18 protein-coding genes and 1 tRNA gene are annotated in these 18,841 nt (G+C 48.9%); 13 read left to right on the plus strand and 6 right to left on the minus strand.

The window, feature by feature from the left end; genetic code table 11:
• Positions 1-8 precede the first annotated feature (8 nt).
• The 10 genes from ispE (at position 9) to KU392_RS12180 (ending at position 9,327) form a co-directional block, all read left to right on the plus strand.
• Positions 9-938, plus strand: coding sequence for a 4-(cytidine 5'-diphospho)-2-C-methyl-D-erythritol kinase (gene ispE, locus KU392_RS12135; protein WP_169295465.1), 930 nt, complete (start codon positions 9-11; stop codon positions 936-938).
• A gap of 235 nt (positions 939-1,173) precedes the next feature.
• Positions 1,174-1,250: transfer RNA gene (locus tag KU392_RS12140), tRNA-Gln, on the plus strand.
• Positions 1,251-1,354: 104 nt separating this feature from the next.
• On the plus strand, positions 1,355-2,305 hold the full coding sequence (locus KU392_RS12145; protein ID WP_169295464.1) for a ribose-phosphate pyrophosphokinase: 951 nt from the start codon (positions 1,355-1,357) through the stop codon (positions 2,303-2,305).
• A gap of 103 nt (positions 2,306-2,408) precedes the next feature.
• Positions 2,409-3,002, plus strand: coding sequence for a 50S ribosomal protein L25/general stress protein Ctc (locus KU392_RS12150; protein ID WP_169295463.1), 594 nt, complete (start codon positions 2,409-2,411; stop codon positions 3,000-3,002).
• A 123-nt stretch (positions 3,003-3,125) separates the two neighbouring features.
• The gene (gene pth, locus KU392_RS12155; protein ID WP_217735435.1) at positions 3,126-3,725 is read left to right on the plus strand and encodes an aminoacyl-tRNA hydrolase; all 600 of its coding nucleotides are present in this window, start codon (positions 3,126-3,128) and stop codon (positions 3,723-3,725) included.
• Positions 3,726-3,727: 2 nt separating this feature from the next.
• Positions 3,728-4,486, plus strand: a complete 759-nt coding sequence (locus tag KU392_RS12160; RefSeq protein ID WP_169295461.1) for a CPBP family glutamic-type intramembrane protease — start codon at positions 3,728-3,730, stop codon at positions 4,484-4,486.
• Positions 4,487-4,495: 9 nt separating this feature from the next.
• Positions 4,496-4,864 carry a glycine zipper family protein gene (locus KU392_RS12165; RefSeq protein WP_169295460.1) on the plus strand — a complete coding sequence of 123 codons (369 nt, stop codon included), beginning with the start codon at positions 4,496-4,498 and terminating at the stop codon, positions 4,862-4,864.
• A gap of 99 nt (positions 4,865-4,963) precedes the next feature.
• Positions 4,964-6,055, plus strand: coding sequence for a redox-regulated ATPase YchF (gene ychF, locus KU392_RS12170; protein WP_169295459.1), 1,092 nt, complete (start codon positions 4,964-4,966; stop codon positions 6,053-6,055).
• Positions 6,056-6,155: 100 nt separating this feature from the next.
• Positions 6,156-8,891, plus strand: a complete 2,736-nt coding sequence (locus KU392_RS12175) for an AsmA family protein (RefSeq protein ID WP_217735436.1) — start codon at positions 6,156-6,158, stop codon at positions 8,889-8,891.
• 46 nt (positions 8,892-8,937) lie between these two features.
• Positions 8,938-9,327, plus strand: a complete 390-nt coding sequence (locus tag KU392_RS12180) for a hypothetical protein (RefSeq protein WP_217735437.1) — start codon at positions 8,938-8,940, stop codon at positions 9,325-9,327.
• A 72-nt stretch (positions 9,328-9,399) separates the two neighbouring features.
• On the opposite strand, the gene KU392_RS12185 is transcribed toward KU392_RS12180, so the two are convergent.
• The 3 genes from KU392_RS12185 to rsmD all read right to left on the minus strand — a co-directional run bounded on the left by KU392_RS12185 (position 9,400) and on the right by rsmD (position 11,063).
• Positions 9,400-9,645: a YfhL family 4Fe-4S dicluster ferredoxin gene (locus KU392_RS12185; protein WP_169295455.1), complete on the minus strand. Its 246-nt coding sequence runs from the start codon at positions 9,643-9,645 to the stop codon at positions 9,400-9,402.
• Between the two features lie 278 nt (positions 9,646-9,923).
• Positions 9,924-10,433, minus strand: a complete 510-nt coding sequence (coaD, locus tag KU392_RS12190; protein WP_169295454.1) for a pantetheine-phosphate adenylyltransferase — start codon at positions 10,431-10,433, stop codon at positions 9,924-9,926.
• A gap of 42 nt (positions 10,434-10,475) precedes the next feature.
• Positions 10,476-11,063, minus strand: coding sequence for a 16S rRNA (guanine(966)-N(2))-methyltransferase RsmD (rsmD, locus tag KU392_RS12195; RefSeq protein WP_217735438.1), 588 nt, complete (start codon positions 11,061-11,063; stop codon positions 10,476-10,478).
• 441 nt (positions 11,064-11,504) lie between these two features.
• Between rsmD and ftsY the strand changes: the two genes are divergently transcribed.
• The gene (gene ftsY, locus KU392_RS12200; protein ID WP_217735452.1) at positions 11,505-12,629 is read left to right on the plus strand and encodes a signal recognition particle-docking protein FtsY; all 1,125 of its coding nucleotides are present in this window, start codon (positions 11,505-11,507) and stop codon (positions 12,627-12,629) included.
• A 181-nt stretch (positions 12,630-12,810) separates the two neighbouring features.
• Here the strand turns inward: ftsY and KU392_RS12205 are convergent, their stop codons facing one another.
• The 3 genes from KU392_RS12205 to KU392_RS12215 form a co-directional block, all read right to left on the minus strand.
• Complete coding sequence (locus KU392_RS12205; RefSeq protein WP_217735439.1) at positions 12,811-14,520, minus strand: CYTH and CHAD domain-containing protein; 1,710 nt, start codon at positions 14,518-14,520, stop codon at positions 12,811-12,813.
• Positions 14,521-14,610: 90 nt separating this feature from the next.
• Positions 14,611-16,149: a glycerol-3-phosphate dehydrogenase gene (gene glpD / locus KU392_RS12210; RefSeq protein WP_217735440.1), complete on the minus strand. Its 1,539-nt coding sequence runs from the start codon at positions 16,147-16,149 to the stop codon at positions 14,611-14,613.
• A 55-nt stretch (positions 16,150-16,204) separates the two neighbouring features.
• Complete coding sequence (locus KU392_RS12215) at positions 16,205-16,687, minus strand: MarR family winged helix-turn-helix transcriptional regulator (RefSeq protein WP_217735441.1); 483 nt, start codon at positions 16,685-16,687, stop codon at positions 16,205-16,207.
• A 430-nt stretch (positions 16,688-17,117) separates the two neighbouring features.
• Here KU392_RS12215 and ribBA point away from each other — a divergent pair, with 430 nt between their 5' ends.
• Together ribBA and ribH are read left to right on the plus strand one after the other, a co-directional pair.
• Positions 17,118-18,266, plus strand: a complete 1,149-nt coding sequence (gene ribBA / locus KU392_RS12220) for a bifunctional 3,4-dihydroxy-2-butanone-4-phosphate synthase/GTP cyclohydrolase II (protein ID WP_169295448.1) — start codon at positions 17,118-17,120, stop codon at positions 18,264-18,266.
• Positions 18,267-18,300: 34 nt separating this feature from the next.
• On the plus strand, positions 18,301-18,837 hold the full coding sequence (gene ribH, locus KU392_RS12225; protein ID WP_169295447.1) for a 6,7-dimethyl-8-ribityllumazine synthase: 537 nt from the start codon (positions 18,301-18,303) through the stop codon (positions 18,835-18,837).
• Positions 18,838-18,841: the final 4 nt, after the last annotated feature.

The following is an 18,841-nucleotide window of genomic DNA, read 5'->3' on the forward strand; positions in this document are numbered from 1 at the left end:
CAAGAATAATGAAGCATCTGTACGATGTGCCGGCACCGGCCAAGCTGAACCTTTTTTTGCATGTGACCGGTCGCCGGGAAGATGGCTATCATTTGCTGCAAACGGTTTTTGTGTTCATAGATCTGGCTGACCGCCTGCAGTTTGAGTTGCGTAATGATGGTGTGATATGCCGGCAAACCAGCTTGCCAGGGATTGATCACGACAGCGACCTGATTGTGCGCGCTGCCCGTGCTTTGCAAAAGGCGACAGGCACCGCCAAGGGGGCCACGATCCAGGTGCAAAAAAACATTCCGGCCGGCGGTGGCCTTGGGGGGGGTTCCAGTGATGCGGCAAGTACCCTGATTGCGCTTAACCGCTTATGGCAAACGGGATTAAGCCGTTGGGAATTACAGCAACTGGCTTTGCCATTAGGGGCTGATGTTCCGGTGTTTGTGTTTGGTCAAAATACGTTTGCCGAAGGTATTGGTGAAGCATTTACCGCCTGTCGTGTGCCTGGGCACGCGTACCTGGTTTTTCAGCCCCGGCTGGGAATTCCCACTCCGGCCATTTTCACCGATCCCGACCTTTGTCGAAATACCCCATTGGTTACGGTTCAGGACGTGCAGCAAAGCCTGTCTTTGCCCATATCTGAAGCCTCATCATTAAGCCAGCCCGCTTTTTTTGGTCATAATGATCTGGAGGCGGTGGCTTGTCGCCAGCATCCCGGATTGCAGCAGTTGGTGGACTGGTTGGATGTCCGGCAGGTGAAGGCACGCATGACCGGGTCGGGGGCCTGTTTTTTCGCGCCTTTCAATTCTTACGAAGATGCCTTGCAGGTCGGGCATGAGCTTGAGGTCGCGTTGCCTGCATTCAACCAGGGGGCCTCTGTGCCTGTTGAGCGGATAATCGCCGCTCGGGGCTTGGTCCGGCATCCTTTGCATGACTGGGTGAAAAATTAAACTTAATGCGAGGCCTTGTGGTATCACTTGGTGGTGGGTGATTTGGGTTTTCAATGTAAAAAACAATATCAAACAAGAGGAAAAATTTTTTTGTCGTGTATTTGATACAAAAACAACAAATTTATTAAAAAAGTGAAGAAAGGGGTTCACAAGTTAAGAAAAACAGCTATAATTTCATCTTTCAGTTAACAAGCAATCTTTCACAAGCTTTCTTGGTTAGCGGTACATGAAATTTTGGGGCGTCGCCAAGCTGGTTAAGGCACTGGATTTTGATTCCAGCATGCGAAGGTTCGAATCCTTCCGCCCCAGCCAAAATCTCGTTAAGTACATCATCGGAGCCGTCGGGCCTGGCCTATAAGTTGGGTTAAGGTTTCGCGGTTTTTTTTATTTCATCTCTCAAAAAAATCCTCTCTATCATGACTAACAACAACTTCATGATTTTCACTGGAACAGCGAATCCACGTTTGGCTGTCAATGTAGTGAATCATCTTGACATGTCTCTTGGAAAAATGACTGTCGGACGTTTCTCAGACGGGGAGGTGATGGTTGAAATTCTCGAGCATGTCCGTGGCCGTGATGTATTTGTCTTGCAGCCTACCTGTGCCCCCACCAATGATAACCTGATGGAAATCATGACCATGGTTGATGCCTTGCGTCGTGCTTCAGCCGGTAGTATTACCGCTGCCATTCCTTATTTTGGTTATGCACGCCAGGATCGCCGTCCGCGTTCCGCCCGTGTTGCCATTTCGGCCAAAGTGGTCGCCAATATGCTGCAAGGTGTGGGTGTTGACCGTATCCTTACCATGGATTTGCATGCTGACCAGATTCAGGGTTTCTTCGATATTCCTGTTGATAATATTTATGCAGCGCCGGTTTTGCTGGCAGATATCGATCAGCGTAATCTGAACAATCTGGTTGTGGTATCCCCTGATATCGGTGGTGTTGTGCGTGCACGTGCCCTGGCCAAACAGCTGGAAGCTGACCTGGCGATTATTGACAAACGCCGCCCACGTGCCAACGTTTCTGAAGTCATGAATATTATCGGCGAGGTAGATGGCCGTACCTGTATCATTATGGATGATATGGTTGATACCGCCGGTACCTTGTGCAAGGCTGCCGCCGCCCTTAAAGAGCGCGGAGCCGGTGCTGTTTATGCTTATTGTACCCACCCTGTTTTGTCAGGCAGCGCCATAGAGCGTATTACAGAATCCGAACTGGATGAACTGGTTGTTACCGATACCATTCCCCTGAGCGAGCAGGCTGCCGGTTGTGCTAAAATCCGTCAGCTTTCAACTGCCGCCTTGCTGGGCGAAACCATTTTGCGTATCGCTCACGCCGAGTCGGTCAGCTCCCTGTTCGTAGACTAATTTTTATCCGGTGCTGGTCGCGGCATCGGATTTCGTGATTAAACCGTTTCCGGTTTGATTTTTTTATCTATACGTATTAATTACGTTTATTTTGGAGTATTCCATGAAATTCACAGCCACTTCGCGTAGTGTACAGGGATCGAGTGCGAGCCGCCGCCTGCGCCGCGCAGGCCGCGTGCCAGCCATCGTTTACGGTGGTAAAGGCGACGCCTTGAGTATTGAACTTGATCATAACGAAATCTTCCACGCTTTGCGTAAAGAAGAGTTCCACGCTTCAGTTCTTGACATGGAACTGGATGGCAAAGTACAAAATGTATTGTTGCGTGCTGTTCAATGGCACGCCTATAAGCCTCAGGTTTTGCACGTTGACTTCCAACGTGTTAGCGCTGACCAGGCCATCACGACCAAAGTGCCTTTGCACTTCAAAAACGAAGACGTGTCTCCAGCCGTCAAGCTGCAAGGCGCAAAAATCACCACTGTCGCCAACGAAGTAGAGATTACTTGTCTGCCTAAAGATTTGCCGCAGTTTATCGAAGTGGATCTGGCCGGCCTTGAGGCAGGCGGTGTGTTCCACCTGAGCCAGTTGGTTGCGCCTGCAGGCGTGCAGTTTGTTGTGATCGGTGATGATCCTGTATTGGCTTCTGCTTCTGCTGAAGTAGCTGCTGACAACACTGAAAATGGCGAATCTGCCGAGTAAGTCGTAACATTACGTTCGAAATGAACAGGCAATGTTGTATCTTGTCTGTGATGTTTTGTTCATGAATAGCCCCCGTAATGCTTTTTGCCGTTCGGGGGCTATTGTTTTATAGGGTCGCTGAGCATGTCTTTATCCATTCGTCTGATTGTGGGCCTGGGCAATCCGGGCAGTCAATATGAAGCCACGCGGCATAATGCCGGGTTTTGGCTGGCCGATCATATCGCCGATGACCTGAATGCCACCTTCAATCCGGAGCCTGCTTTTTTTGGGCAGGTTGCCAAGGCAAAATATCAGGGAAACAATATTTTCTTACTGAAACCGTCTACATACATGAATCGTTCGGGACAGGCTGTGGGTGCATTGGCGCGGTTTTATAAAATAGCCCCGGAAGAAATCCTGGTGTTGCATGATGAGCTGGATTTACCGCCAGGCCAGGTGAAGCTGAAAAAAGGGGGAGGTCATGCGGGCCACAATGGTTTGCGTGACATTCAGTCCGCATTGGGTAGCCCCGACTTCTGGCGTTTGCGTTTGGGAATAGGACATCCCCGTACACAGGGACTGGCACAAAATGTGGCCGATTACGTGTTGCATATGCCACGTAAGGAAGATATGCCCCTGATTGATGATGAAATCCGTCGTTCTCGTGTTATTGTTCCTTTGCTGCTGCAAGGAGAGTTTTCGAAAGCCTCCAGTTCCTTGCAGGAATCAAAAGGAATTGCCTAATAATGAAGTCACCTAGTTTTCGACAGGAGTTTGCCGAGTTTTTTCGCTATATCAGACGTCCGGCATTGTCACCGCGCAAGCCGGGCAGGGGTGGCGGCAATGGTTGGTGGAAAGACTGGGTGCCTGCGACTTCTGTCGGACGAATGCTGCAATGGGCGGGGTGTCTGTGGATCATCAATATATTTGTGTTTGCGCCTATCGCCCTGATGGTGGCCAGTAAAACAGGTGCAGCCCATCGTCTCGATATCAATAATATTCCCTTTTTAACAGCGGTGTTGTGGGCGCCTGTGGCCGAAGAGTTATTGTTTCGTTATTCTTTGCGCAGACCACGATTAAGCATTTGGTTGATTCCATTAATGACCTGGGTTGTTGTAATGGGGCCAGAGCTTCATAGTATAGTGTTGCTATTGCTGGTACTGATGTTGATTGTAATACTGGATATCCGGGGGCTTACCACCAATGAACATGCTTTAAAATGGCATTGGCGTGTCAATTACCAACGGTTTTTTCCCCTGTTTTTTCATGGTTCGGTGCTGGTGTTTGCCGGCCTGCATTTATGGAATTTCAGGTTTACCGAAATGAATTGGTGGTTGATGCCATTATTGGTGTTGCCACAATGGTTTACAGGCATGGTGCTTGGTTGGATGCGGGTGCGTGATGGAATAAGCACGTCTATTTTCCTGCATATGATTTTTAATTCCGGTCCTATCTTGCTGGTTTGGTTTTTATTGCAGTTCAGTCCTGAACTGGCCACAAATTGAGAGGTGAATATGAAAAGCGTAAAATTGATTTCTTCAACAGTGTTTCTGGCCGTATTGGTGGCAGGCTGCACCGGCTATCGTCCTGTCGTCGATGGGCAAGGCCGGGATATGTCAAATTATGAATATGATCTTCGTGACTGTCAGAATTACGCCCGACAGGTAGATGGTGCTGGCCGGACGGGCGGTGGGGCCCTGGCGGGTGCCGCCTTTGGCGCAGTGCTGGGCCTGGTGGGGGGGGGCAATAGCACGGGTATCGCCCAGGCGGCAGGTGTTGGTGCGGTGACAGGCGCAGCGGCAGGGGGTGTATCAACAGCGGCTTCTCAAAAACAGGTAATCCGCAACTGTATGATTGGTCGCGGCTATCGCGTACTGGATTAAGCGGCTTATTCTTCATAAAAACGGTTAAATTTCCTGAAATTGTACCTTTCCCAGAGGTACAATAGCGGGTTTCGTGCTTTGATTTATTAAGGATTTTCAATGGCTCTTCAATGTGGCATCGTTGGTTTACCCAACGTAGGCAAATCAACTTTGTTTAATGCGTTAACGAAAGCGGGGATTGCCGCCGAAAATTACCCGTTTTGTACTATCGAGCCCAACGTAGGTATTGTGGAAGTGCCCGATCCACGGCTTGATGAACTTGCCACTATTGTCAAGCCCGAGCGCGTCCTGCCAGCCACTGTCGAATTTGTTGATATTGCTGGTCTGGTTGCCGGTGCTTCAAAAGGTGAGGGCCTGGGTAACCAGTTTCTGGCCAATATTCGTGAAACCGATGCCATTGTGCAGGTCGTGCGTTGCTTCGAGGATGAAAACGTGGTGCACGTGGCCGGCAAGGTGGATCCCATTTCAGATATAGAAGTCATTAATACCGAACTGGCACTGGCAGATTTGTCTTCAGCAGAAAAAGCACTGCAAAAAGCCCAGAAAACCGCTCGTGCTGGCGATAAAGACGCACAAAAACTGTGTGCGGTGCTGGAGAAAATCATTCCTGTCCTGAACGAGGCCCGTCCAATCCGTTCGCTGGATCTTGATGAGGAAGAGCAGGCCCTGATCAAGTCCTATTGCTTCATTACCGCCAAACGTGCCATGTATGTGGCTAACGTGAAAGAAGACGGTTTTGAAAATAATCCTCATCTGGCTGCGGTACAGGAATATGCCAAGGCGGAGAATGCACCCGTGGTGGCGGTATGTGCAGCGATTGAAGCCGAGATTGCCGATCTGGATGATGAAGACAAAGAAGTCTTCCTGGCGGATATGGGCATGGAAGAGCCAGGTCTGAATCGTGTGATTCGTGCCGCTTATAACTTGCTGGGTTTGCAAACCTATTTCACCGCCGGTGTCAAAGAGGTTCGTGCCTGGACAATTCGGGTGGGTGATACGGCTCCTAAAGCGGCGGGTGTTATCCATACCGATTTTGAGCGTGGTTTTATCCGTGCACAAACCATTGCCTTTGATGATTTTGTCAAGTTCAAGGGTGAGCAAGGTGCCAAAGAAGCCGGAAAAATGCGTGCTGAAGGTAAAGAGTACGTCGTCAGGGATGGTGATGTCCTGAACTTCCTGTTCAACGTGTGATCTAATTTCCCTACCAGATAAGTAAAACTTGGGGTAGTATTAAGGACTTGGGTACGCATTGGTGCATTTTGCGCCAATGCCGGTCTTTAAAATAAAGTGAGTGAAAAAATCCGTCATGAAAAAATGGCTCAAGCGCGTGTTGGTGAGTCTGGTTGTGCTTCTGCTTGTCACCTTTGTGGGTGGTGCGGTCTTTTTGCTTACTTTTGATCCAAATGCCTATAAATATAAACTCGAAGAAATAGTCAGGTCCAATTATGACCGTGATCTTCAGATAAAAGGCGATATCGAATTATCACTTTTTCCCCGCATTGGCCTGTCGGTCAATCAACTGTCTTTGTCCGAGCCGGGTAGGGATGATGTTTTTGTTTCTATCAACAGTGCCCGTTTTGCGGTGGCTATCTGGCCACTTATTTCCAATCGTTTTGTGGTTGATCATGTCGCGGTCAGTGGTTTCAAGGCCTGGGTGGTACGTAATGAAGCCGGCGATCTGAACTTTGAAGACCTGTTTGAACAAAAAGTAGTCGTTGATCATCTTAAAGACGAGGCCGATGGCGATACCGTATTGCCTCAGCCCCATAATGCCGATTTTAAAATTGATATTGCCGGGCTTGAGCTCCAGAATGGCGAGGTTTATTTCAAGGATCTGGCCAATCAGCTGGATATGCGTTTGCAAGGCATGTCAATTAATACGGGCAGGGTCACCTTTGACCAGCCTTTTGATATTTCACTGGCCGCACGGCTGGAAGGTGATCATCCCCGGGTGAATGCACAATTGAATGTGCAGGGGCTGCTCAAGCTGGACCCGGTAACCAAACTTTATAATGCCCAGAAACTGGAGGTTGCCTTAAAAGGCAGACTGGGCGATATTGATGCCAGCAGTGCAACCCTTAAAGGCAGTTTCAACATAGATAGTTTTGCCCATGCGATTACCGGCTCTGGCATGGAGTTGGTGCTGGCTGGAAATGGAGCCGAAGGTGCATCACTTAAAAAAATTGATGTGAGTGTGACGGCACCAAAATTGATTTTCGATTCTTCCGCACCCTTGCTGCAGCTTGAAAATTTTTCGTTCAAGGGCAATGCGCAGCACGTCAATGAGCAGTCTTATGAGTGGTCTTTTGAATCACCGGAACTGGATATTTCCTCTACCGTGGCTGGTGGTAAACCGCTGATTGGTTTTCTTCGGATGAAGGGGCGTGAACAGGTTGGGGTGAATTTATCGCTCAAGGGTATTAGTGGCTCTGCCGATAACCTGAAAATTTCGGAAGTCAAAATTGATGGCAAGTATGCGCAGCCCAATAACCGTGTGATTGGTTTGAATATTTCTTCACCGGCACAGATGAATCTGATTGACCGGATCGTGATGCTTTCCGCGATTAGTGGCAATGCCAGTTTCAAGGATCAAGGGTTAGAAGAGCAACAGGTTCCTCTGATTGGCAGTATCAATGCCGATTTCCAGAAAGATCGGGCCAGCTTCAAGCTGGATGCAGTGGTGAATGCCGGTAAATTTAATCTGGATGGCGAGCTGCATAATTTTTCCAGGCCAAATGTAAATTTTGATTTAATGGCAGATTCCATCAGTCTTGATCAGATTCTGGGGCCGATTGCGGCAGTAGCCAAGAAAGAAAACAACACTGCAGAAACAGGAAAAGCTGAAAAATCCGTAGCGTCTCCTGAATCAGTGCCGGAAAAAAATAACAAAGCCGTAACTGTCCAGGCAGCTGAAAACACTGTGGGGCAATCGTCCCAACCCCAGCAAGTATCCGCGCCCGCTGGCAGCCTGAAGCGAGAGTTGCTCCAGGCATTGCGTGGCATGGGAACGATTAATCTGAAGCAGATGCGCTATCAGGATATCGCTTTCAATGATGTACAGGCTATTTTTCGTTTCGATCGCGATAATCTTGAAATGACTTCGTTCAAATCCTGGGTTTTTGATGGGCAGGTACGGGCAGATGCAAAGTTTGATTTGGCCAATGAAGATATCAAAACCGGTGTGGAGTTGGAAGCCATAGACGTGTCCCAAATGTTGCAGGCGCTCAATTGGACTCCCTGGGTAAGTGGGCGTGCCTTTATCAGGCTACAGCTTGAAAGCAAGGGATCCAATGAACAAACTATCCTGGATAATATCAAGGGACAGGTCCAGGTCAAGGCTGAAAATGGTCTTGTCAAGGGTTTTGATCTCAACCGGCTGGAAAATGACCCGTTGACATACCTGGATCCTGATACGTCAACATATCCATTTACGGTCGATCTTAATGCCTCCAGTCCTTACTCCCGGATTGTTGCGGATGCGCAAGTTGACAACGGCATTGCACAGCTGTCTTCTTTGTTATTTGAAAGTGAGAAATTTGTGGTTCAGGGGCAGGCGGATGAAATGCTGGTTAATTTGAACAAGGGAGATTTCACGCTTCCTGTCACCTTGAAGACACGTCAGCCGGTTAACATCAGTCAAGGTACTGTTACGCTTTCGATCAAGGAAATAAACATGCCAGCCATTGTTTCAAGAGTCGGTCAGTCGTTAAGCGTTCAGCTGCAATGGGATAAAGTTAAAAATTCGCCATTGGGAAAATTGCTGGAAAAGAAAAAAGAACAGGTGGCGAAAGAGCGGGCTGAAAAAGAGCAGGCTGAAAAAGAACAGGCAATAAAAGAGCAGGCAATAAAAGAGCAGGCAATAAAAGAACAGTCTGTTACAGAGCAGAAGCAGGCGCCTGCTTTGGAGGCATCCGATGCAAGTGAAATGGCCTCTCCGGCAGCACCCGACGAGTCAGGCGCCCCAGAGGCGGCCCCTGTTCCATCAACAGAAACCGAAGCCGCTGTCCCTGTTGAAGTCCAACCATAATGGTTTCTTCTTTTTGTTTTATTAATTATTTCTCATCCGTTTTATTATGAATGAAACAGCAAAATTCACCCCGGTTTTTTCATGTATGGCAGTCAGGGATAGTGTTCAGCCTGAGTACCAGAATCGCTGGTTTCTGATGGATGAAAACGCCCAGGTTTTAGAGGACTCGGAGGGAAAGACAGCAGAGCTTTCATTGTCCATCCGGTTTTCTTATCTGGTTTTCAGGGCCCCGGGCATGTTGCGGCTGGATATCCCCATGGATGTCCTGGAAGATGATGAGGAAGCGTTTGAGTCAATTACCCTGAATGGGCAATCATTACGGGCAGTGAATGAGGGAGAGTTGGCCACAGCCTGGTTTTCCAACTATTATGGCAAAACCATTCATTTAATGAAATTGCACCCGGAAGATCACCAAGCCTTGCAGGCGACAGCCTGAAACATGTAAGCGCAGAAGGCACACCCCACCTGAACGCTGGACGTTAGGTGGCGGTGGTTCATAACATGCTGCTCAGGCCGTAAGCCTTTTGTATTTTTCCATTAGCTGACCGGCATCTTCTTGCCATTGTGGATCGGGCTCGATACAGTCTACCGGACAAACTTGCATGCATTGCGGCGTGTCATGGTGACCCACGCATTCGGTGCATTTTTCCGGGTTAATGACGTAATATTCATCGCCCATGGTGATGGCATCATTAGGGCACTGCGGTTCACAGACATCACAGTTAATACATTCTTCAGTAATTAATAAAGCCATGATATTGAATTTGCCTGTTAAGTATTTACCCTTACATTATATTCCATTTTAAGGGCTGACCGGCATATACGGACTATTTTACTAGGGATATTAGGGCTGCATCAATCAATAAATCCGGGGCGGCAAAATGCAACCTGCTGAACTGGTGCGCATCTGCAGGCTGTAAAAAATATGCCAGAATGAAATGACCTGAATTTGTATTATTGCAAAATCAGGTCATGACAGGGTGTTTTGAATATCGTTAACCGTATCGGTAAGCCGGTACTTAACGATATGGCTTATTTAGATTGTGCGGCTTTGGCTTCTTTCCTGGCCCTGGCTTTTTCTTGCAGCCAGCGCTCTACGGACGGAAAAACAAATTTGCTCACGTCGCCACCGAGCAGTGCAATTTCACGTACAAAAGTGCCGGAAATAAACTGGTACTGGTCTGAGGGCGTCATGAACAGGGTTTCGACATCGGGCAGCAGGTGGCGGTTCATGCCAGCCATCTGGAATTCGTATTCGAAGTCGGAGACTGCGCGCAAGCCACGGATAATGACACGTGCCTCTTCCTGGCGGGCAAAGTCTTTGAGCAGACCATCGAAAGTTTTGACCGTCACGTTACTGTAGTGACCCAATACTTCATTGGCGATTTCCAGTCTTTCCTCAAGCGTAAACAAAGGATTTTTACCCGCGCTTGAGGCAACACCAATAACAACTTTGTCAAACAGGCCTGCTGCCCGACGAACCAAATCTTCATGGCCTCTGGTGAGTGGGTCAAAGGTACCTGGATATACGGCAGTGATCATGGCAAATATCTTTTGAAAAAAAAGGGATTATAAGGTAATTTACTACACTTCATTAAATTGGTGTAGCTGAAAAAACACGGCACCGGCCTTTCCTTCCTTCATTAATTTGAAAGGGGGACTTAAGGTGATTTTTTTTTCGGATTCTGTATAAAGTAATGAGCCGGGTTTCAAAATTTGGGGCAGATAAGGCAAAACTTCCTGGATTAAATCCTTTTGAAATGGGGGATCCAGAAAAACCAGGTCAAAGCGGCTGGCATCCATGCGTTTTAGAACCAGCATGGCGTCACCATTGTTAATCCGTACTTGCTGCAAATTGAGCTTGTCGCGAATTTGTCGCAGATTGAGCATGGCTTGGGGGTTGTTTTCAACCATTTGCACGTGTTTTGCGCCACGTGAGGCGGCTTCAAAGCCCAGGGCACCTGTGCCGGCAAACAGATCCAGAACCGATTTATTACTGTAATCACTGTCCCATAAGTGGTTAATCCAGTTGAAAACGGTTTCCCGAACGCGGTCAGGCGTGGGGCGCAGCCCCGGAACGTCGGCCACCGGAAGGATCGTGCGCTTGAGATGGCCTCCGATAATACGGACTTTATGCGGTGTCCCGCTGGTTTTTTTATAAGTTGTATTCATGATTTTTGTATTGCTGCATTGAACCCACTATGATCAAAAATGGTGGCGTTGAGCGCCATATTTGTCTGTGCTTGTACAGGATAAACGTGTTTGGGCAAAATAACGGCATCTTCCTGTGGTTTGCGTGGATAAGATTATAAGCGCAAGCAGAAAAGCAAAAATAAAAAACAGGACTGTTAAAATACTTCTTCAGAATCAAATTTTTAATATATCGAATTTCATATGTTCAGTTTCTTCAGGAAAAAAAAGCAACCCAAGCCGCAGGATCATAAAGACCAGGAAAGTCTTGTTGAGCAGACGGCACGTGGTGATGAGGCAGAAAGCCCGACGGCCAATGATCAGGCTTCTGTTTCAGAGGCTGTTCAGAATGCTCCCGTGTTGCCCGAACACACACCAGCGCCTGTTCAGGTAAATGAACAGGCCAGATCGGATCAGGATGCCATGCTTTTGGGGCAGGGCCAGGATATAGAGCATGCACAAATACCCGAGCAGCAGTCCAGTCAGCCTGTTGTTGAACAATCTGAACCTGCCGCACCTTTGGCATCACCGGCCACAAGCGATCCAGAACCGGTGCTATCCTCTTTGCCAGAGCCAGAGCCAGAGCCAGAGCCAGAGCCAGAGCCAGAGCCAGAGCCCGCCCCGGCCCCTGAAAAGAAATCATGGCTTTCGCGTCTTAAACAGGGGTTGTCCAGAACCGGTTCAAGTATTAGTGCCATTTTTGTCGGTGTCAAGGTTGATGAAAACCTGTTTGAAGGGCTTGAAACGGCACTGATCATGGCTGATTCGGGTATGGAAGCCACGGAATCACTGCTTAAAGCTTTGCGCGCCAAGGTCAAGAAAGAGCGGATTGATGATGCCGCAAAAGTGAAAGCCGCCTTGAAAGAGCTGTTGACCGAGCACCTTAAACCGCTGGAAAAAGATTTTAATCTGAAGCGTGCCTCTCCGTTGGTGGTCATGATCGCAGGCGTGAATGGTGCCGGTAAAACCACATCTATTGGCAAACTGGCCCATCATTTTCAGGTCCAGGGCGCCAGCGTCCTGCTGGCTGCAGGTGACACTTTCAGGGCAGCTGCCCGCGAGCAACTGATTGAATGGGGTTCGCGCAACAATGTGGCCGTTATTGCCCAGGATGGCGGTGACCCTGCCGCAGTTGCCTTTGATGCCGTCAATGCCGGCAAGGCGCGTAATGCATCAGTGGTCATGGTTGATACCGCCGGACGTTTGCCCACCCAGCTTCATTTAATGGAAGAACTGAAAAAAATCAGGCGTGTGATTGGCAAGGCGGATGCTTCCGCACCGCATGAAGTGTTGCTGGTGGTGGATGGCAATACGGGTCAGAATGCCATTTCCCAAATCAAGGCTTTTGACGCGGCCCTGGATTTAACCGGTCTTATCGTGACCAAACTGGATGGTACGGCCAAAGGTGGTACGCTGGCAGCCGTTGCCGCAGGCAGTCATGGTGTACGCCCGATTCCGGTTTATTGGATTGGTGTGGGTGAATCCCTGCATGATCTGCAGCCGTTTGTTGCTTCGGAATTTGCCGCTGCACTGCTCGGAGAAGGCTAGGTCGTTGCGATATGGCCATTCGGCTTAAATGAAAACCACCCTATGAAGATAATGCAAGCTGGCATTAAAAGTTCATAGGGTGGTTTTTTCGGATTGTGCTGGTCTATTCAAGTATAAGGCTTGTTGTTCCAGGATTTATTGCCCTCCCCTTGCGGAAAGGAGGCATGAACGGCTTTATGGTTCAAAACTTGATGCGCTTTGGCAGTTCTTTCAATGCTTCATCAGCGTGTTTTTTGCAGGTTTCCAGATTGGCGGATAGCCAGCCCACGGCAAACCAGGTTTCAGGGTAAGCATCGGTGTACTGACGGTAAAACGTATGGGCGGTTGAGTAGTCGTTGAGAATGCCAAACGTTTCCTGTGCCGTGGCCAGTCGCTTCACATAAAAACCCAGGTTGCTGTCGGTATGAAGTGCCTCATAGACATTCAGGCCGTAACGCATTCGCTTGATTTTTTTGCGCAGGTCATGATAGGCCTCAATATCGTTTTTATCCTCGGTTTTCCAGTGGTTGACAATATCCTTGTTCCATTTGTTAAGCTGTGCTTCCAGTTGTTTGCGCAGCGTGACTTTAGGCTGTGTGGATGGAATCAGGGGGATAATCAGCAGGGGAGGCTGGCTGTTGGCCGTGTTTTCCTTAGGTGATTTTTCCGCTGCTTTGGTTGTGCTTTCCTGGAGCGGGGTATGTTTATCCACATCCTCGACATCAATTGCCATATCCATGGCCGCAGGGGCTTCTGTTACTTCTGCCGCTTCGTCTGTTGCGGGGATGGGATCGATGGCGGGTGTCAATACCGTCCACTTTAGCAATTTAACCAGCCATGATTGGAAGGCAACGCTTTGTGCGATTTCCTGTGCGGTACGGACGCTCTCATGCTGTTCAAATTGGATATGAGGCATGCCTGCCGCTTCCAGTTTGGGCACAATGGTTTCCAGCATGACGTCCAGGTCACGGGTGGCACCAAAATGGCCAAGGTGTATTTTTAACTCTGCCCGCAGTTCGGGTTCGGGCAGGGTGGCAATTTTGCCAAAAAGTTTCCAGTTGCTTGCCAGGCGTCGCATGCCAATGCGCAGTTGGTGCACATGTTCTGGCCGGCCAACAGAAACCACACCCAGGGTGTCTATTTCAGCCAGTGGACCTGCATTGAGGCAGATTTGTTCAAGGCATTCCTCGGTGGTGGCAATGAGCGCCTGGGTGGCGTTCTGGTTTTTATTTATTTGATAGGGGCGGGCTTTGCGGGGTGCCCAGAAACGGTCAATTTCGCTTGTGCGAACAATTTGTGGTGATGTGGAGGTTTTTGCCTGTTTGATGTTTTGTGCGGCGGTAGCCAACGCATCACCACGGTGTGATTTGCTGCGTAAATCCAGCTGCAGTTTGTATTTTTCCAGCCAGCGCAAGCCCACTTCAAAAATAGCTTCGGGTGAACCGTTTTGCAGTTCAAACTCCACTTCGGAAACGGGCAGTTCAAGATCGCCAGAGCGGATAACACCACGGTCATAGGCGATTTCGATAATGCCTTTGGCAACACGATGTTTTCGGAATACCCGGACAACATCGGTTTCATAGCGTAGTTCCAGTGGGTTGTCCAGGTTGGTTAATACGGCCTGTGCAGGTGTCCCGACGTATAGAGACAGGTCCAGAATGGGACCCGGACGGTCGTGATTGAGTTCCAGTTTGCTGATGGCGTTATTGCCGGGCATTTTCAGGGTTTGAACCCATTGGGTACCTTCCAGACGCAGTCTGATCGCGACTTTGGCCTTGGCAAGTTCACGGGCAGGCGTATCAAAATACATGGCCCGCAAAGGAAGTTCTTCAGCCCGCGCCGTGCGCACGGCTTTTTCTACTGTTTTTTGCGCATGAATGGGCACATGCAGTTTAAGTTCCTGTTCAGACATAGGGGATTGACTTTATAAAATTCAGAGTACCCTATCTTAACATTTGAAATGGAGGTATTAAATGACAAGTGATGGCAGTGAGCGTTTATGTCACCTAAATGTCTGTTTTTCAAGCCATTTTTGCAAGGCAAGCGTTTGTTCCGGGGTGAAATGCAGGCCCAGTCGTGTTCTGCGCCATAAAATGTCTTGCGCATAGCGTGCCCATTCGTGTTCTAGCTGCCATTTCACTTCAGCTTCATATAAATCATGGCCAAAGTGTTGCCCAAGACTTTCGATATTGTTTTTTTCTGCCAGAAAACTCAAGGCAAGCGTACCATAGGTGCGGGCATATCGACGGGCTGTGTTTTCGGGCAGCCACGGGTATTGTTTTTGCAGTTGTGATATGAAAAGATTGATGTCTGCATTGGGCATATCAGCGCCAGGCAAGGGGGCTGCATGGGTCCAAGGCTGATGTTTGCCAGTGAAGGGGGCCAGTTTTTCAAGGGCGTGTTCGGCCAGTTTGCGATAGGTGGTTATTTTGCCACCAATAATAGACAGCAGGGGCGGTGAGGAACCCGTGCCGCCACTCACGTCAAATACGTAATCACGTGTTGTGGTTGAGGCATTGCCCTGGGCATCATCGTAAAGGGGGCGTACGCCAGACCAGGTGGAGACAATGTCTTCATGACGGATGGTTTGTTTGAAATAGGCATTGACCGATTGCAGCAGATAATCGGTTTCTTCGGCAGAAATGGCGACTTTATCCGGATCTCCGTGAAAATCGACATCGGTGGTGCCAATCATTGAAAAATCATTTTGGTAAGGGGTGACAAAAATAATGCGCTTGTCTTGGTTTTGCAGGATATAGGCGTGCGTGCCGTCATAAAGCCTGGGTGTGACCAAATGGCTGCCCTTGACCAGACGCAGTTTGCTGTTGCCGGCGGTTTTGTTGCCGTGCTGGGCCGCCAGGTTCTGGATATCATCCACCCATGGTCCTGCAGCATTGACCAGAATCTTTGCCTGTACGTTCCGGACTGTACCATCCTGGTGTCGTAAGGTGGCCAGCCAGGTATTATCTTGCGTTTGAAGACCGATGCATTCGCAACGGGTTAAAATTTGTGCACCACGGGCCCGAGCGTCCATGGCATTAAGAATGACCAGACGAGAGTCATCAACATTGCAGTCTGAGTAAATAAACCCTTTTTTAATGCTGTCATTAAGGGGAGTGGCGTAGACCGAGGTTTCAGCCAGGGAAATTTGCCGTGAACCGGGCAGATTTCGGGAGCGTTTGGCCAAGTGGTCGTACAAAAACAGGCCAATCCGAATCATCCAGGCTGGTCTGAGATTTTGGTTGTGGGGCAAGACAAAACGCATGGGGTGTACAATGTGTGGTGCATTGCCAAGCAAGACCTCGCGTTCGGCCAGTGCTTCGCGTACCAGCCGGAACTCGTATTGTTCCAGGTATCTGAGGCCTCCATGAATCAGTTTGCTGCTGGCCGAAGAGGTGGCGCCCGCCAGGTCCTGTTTTTCGCAAAGCAATACTTTCAGACCCCTGCCCGCTGCATCCCGGGCAATACCCGTGCCGTTAATACCGCCACCAATAACAAGAATATCCGCCTTGTCCAAATATAGTGCTGCCGTCGTACTCATAGCCATCCCAGTGTCAGTCGTGTTGGTGGTTAACGGGGGAGAGCCAGGTTAGCCCTTATTGTTCGTTTTCATCATTCAGGAGAATGCGTTTTTTAAGATCCGCCAGTGATTTGTACAGGCTTTTGTGGCTGGATTGGGACAAGCCGTCAAACATTTCCTGCAACCAGATGCCCTGGGCCTTGGCAATTTTGTTGTATTGGCGCCGCCCTTTAGGGGTCAGCTTGATGAAAGTGCTGCGGCGGTCTTCTTTGTTGACAATGCGGGTAATCAGCTCTTCTTTTTCGAGTTGTCCGGTAATGGCCGTGATGTTGCCATTGCTCACCATGAGCCGTTCGGACAGGTTGCCCATTTTCATGCCCTTGGGCTCTTGTGCCAGTTGTGCCATTAAATCAAAGCGTGGCAGGGTGGTTTCAAACTCAACGCGCAGGCGACTGCGGATTTTGTTTTCGATAAGATTGCTGCAGGTAAGCAGGCGAAGCCAAAGCTTGAGTTCTTGGTTGTCGGATTCTTGTGCGCGTGTTTCCAGGTCGTTTTGCATAGTTCCCCCCTGATAGAGGTAATTGGTTGGATCAAGATAATCTTGTTTTAAGATTAATCAAACATGGCATTATTTTAAACCTGTCTTTCATAATATGGAACATATAATATTGAACCGTAAAACAAATTATTTAAATTTAAATCATGAAACCGGTACCAAAGTACAGGGTGCCAGGGTGGTATGCACCTTGCTTGCATGTTTTATGTGTCAAATTGTTTTTGTTTTGTTCCGGAATAGGGCATAATCGGGTAAACAGGCCGTCAATACTGACAGCAAGGCAATGGATATTGGAACAAACGGATTCCATGCTTGTTACAATATGTTGTGCAGTACGATTTACATATTTTCTTCCTATACTATGGGTAAAATACTCTCTTTTCGTTATTGCCCGCATTTTCAATAACATTTGTATTTGTCCGGAATTCACGTTATGACATCATCTGCAACAGAGCAAGCCTCAGTACAACAAAAATTTGATATTTCACCCGTTTCTGAAATAGTCAATGAACTCAGAATGGGGCGCATGGTCATTCTGGTCGATGAGGAAGACAGGGAAAATGAAGGCGATCTGGTGATGGCCGCCGAGTTCATCACGCCCGAGGCGATTAACTTCATGGTAACGCACGCGCGTGGCCTGGTTTGCCTGACCCTGACCGAAGAGCGCTGCAAGCAGCTTGAATTGCCGCTCATGGCCAGTAACAACGGCACCAGTTTTGGTACCAACTTTACGGTTTCCATCGAAGCTGCCGAAGGCGTAACAACGGGTATTTCGGCTGCTGACAGGGCTCATACCATCAAGGTAGCGGTTGCCCGCGATGCAAAACCGTCCGATTTGGTCAATCCAGGACACATTTTTCCGGTCAAGGCTGTTTCGGGTGGCGTGCTTATTCGTGCAGGCCATACTGAAGCCGGCTGTGACCTGACTGCGATGGCGGGGTTAACGCCAGCCGCTGTCATTTGTGAAATCCTTAAAACCGATGGCACGATGGCGCGTTTGCCTGATTTAATGGCTTTTGCCCAGGAGCATGGCCTGAAAATCGGTACGATCGCCGACCTTATTCAGTACCGCAGCGAACATGAGTCCATGATCCAGCGATTGGGTGAGCGTCAGCTTAAAACGCCATGGGGGCAGTTCCGTGCCGTTGCCTATAAAGACAAGGCCTCGGGCGCACCCCATATTGCATTGGTGCACGGCGATATCCGCCCCGATAAAGAAGTGCTGGTGCGCGTGCATGAGCCGCTTTCCGTACTCGATTTGTTAAATACTGAAGACAGTGAGCACAGCTGGGGAGTTTCCGACGCCCTCAAGGCGATTTCCGCTTCGGAATGCGGTGTGCTGGTATTGCTCAATTGTCAGGGTTCCGCCCAGTCTTTGGTTGAAACCATGGCGCAATGGGGCAAAGAAGAACCTGCCTCCAAAAAGACAGATCGATATGATTTGCGTACTTACGGTGTAGGTGCACAAATATTACGTGATTTAAACGTGGAAATCATGCGTTTGCTGGCTGTTCCACGTAAAATGCCAAGCATGGTCGGTTACTCGCTAACGGTAACCGGTTATGAATCTGCCCCTCAATGAATTTGCCCACTCACTCTGAATAATAGGAAGCGTTATGAAACCTTACACATTAGCCCCTGATCTTAATGGCGAAGGCCTGCATATTGGTATCGTATGTGCCCGTTTTAGCGAGGAAATCGGTTTTGCCGAACTGGAAGCTTGCCTGCAGGAACTGGGCGAACTGGGTGTTGATGAGCGTGATATCATGGTTGTGACCGTTCCTGGTGCCCTTGAAGTCGGTCTTACGCTGGCACAAATGGCAGAAACTTTCGAGTTTGATGCCCTGATTGCATTGGGTGCGGTGATTCGTGGTGAAACCTATCACTTCGAGATTGTGAGCAATGAAAGTGCAGCAGCTATTACGAGGGTTGCGCTGGATACCAATATTCCCATTGCAAACGGTATCCTGACCACGGAAAATGATGAGCAGGCCCAGGTTCGTGCAGCCCAAAAAGGCAAGGATTGCGCCCAGGTGGCCGTTGAAATGGCTAATTTGTCTGCTGCCCTGGTACCCGAGGCGGAAGATGATGAAGATTATGAAGACGATGATCGTGATGATGACGATTTCGACGATGAAGATGATGATAAATAGGATA

The organism is Advenella alkanexedens (assembly GCF_019132845.1).
In the GTDB taxonomy this organism is placed as follows: domain Bacteria; phylum Pseudomonadota; class Gammaproteobacteria; order Burkholderiales; family Burkholderiaceae_B; genus Advenella; species Advenella alkanexedens.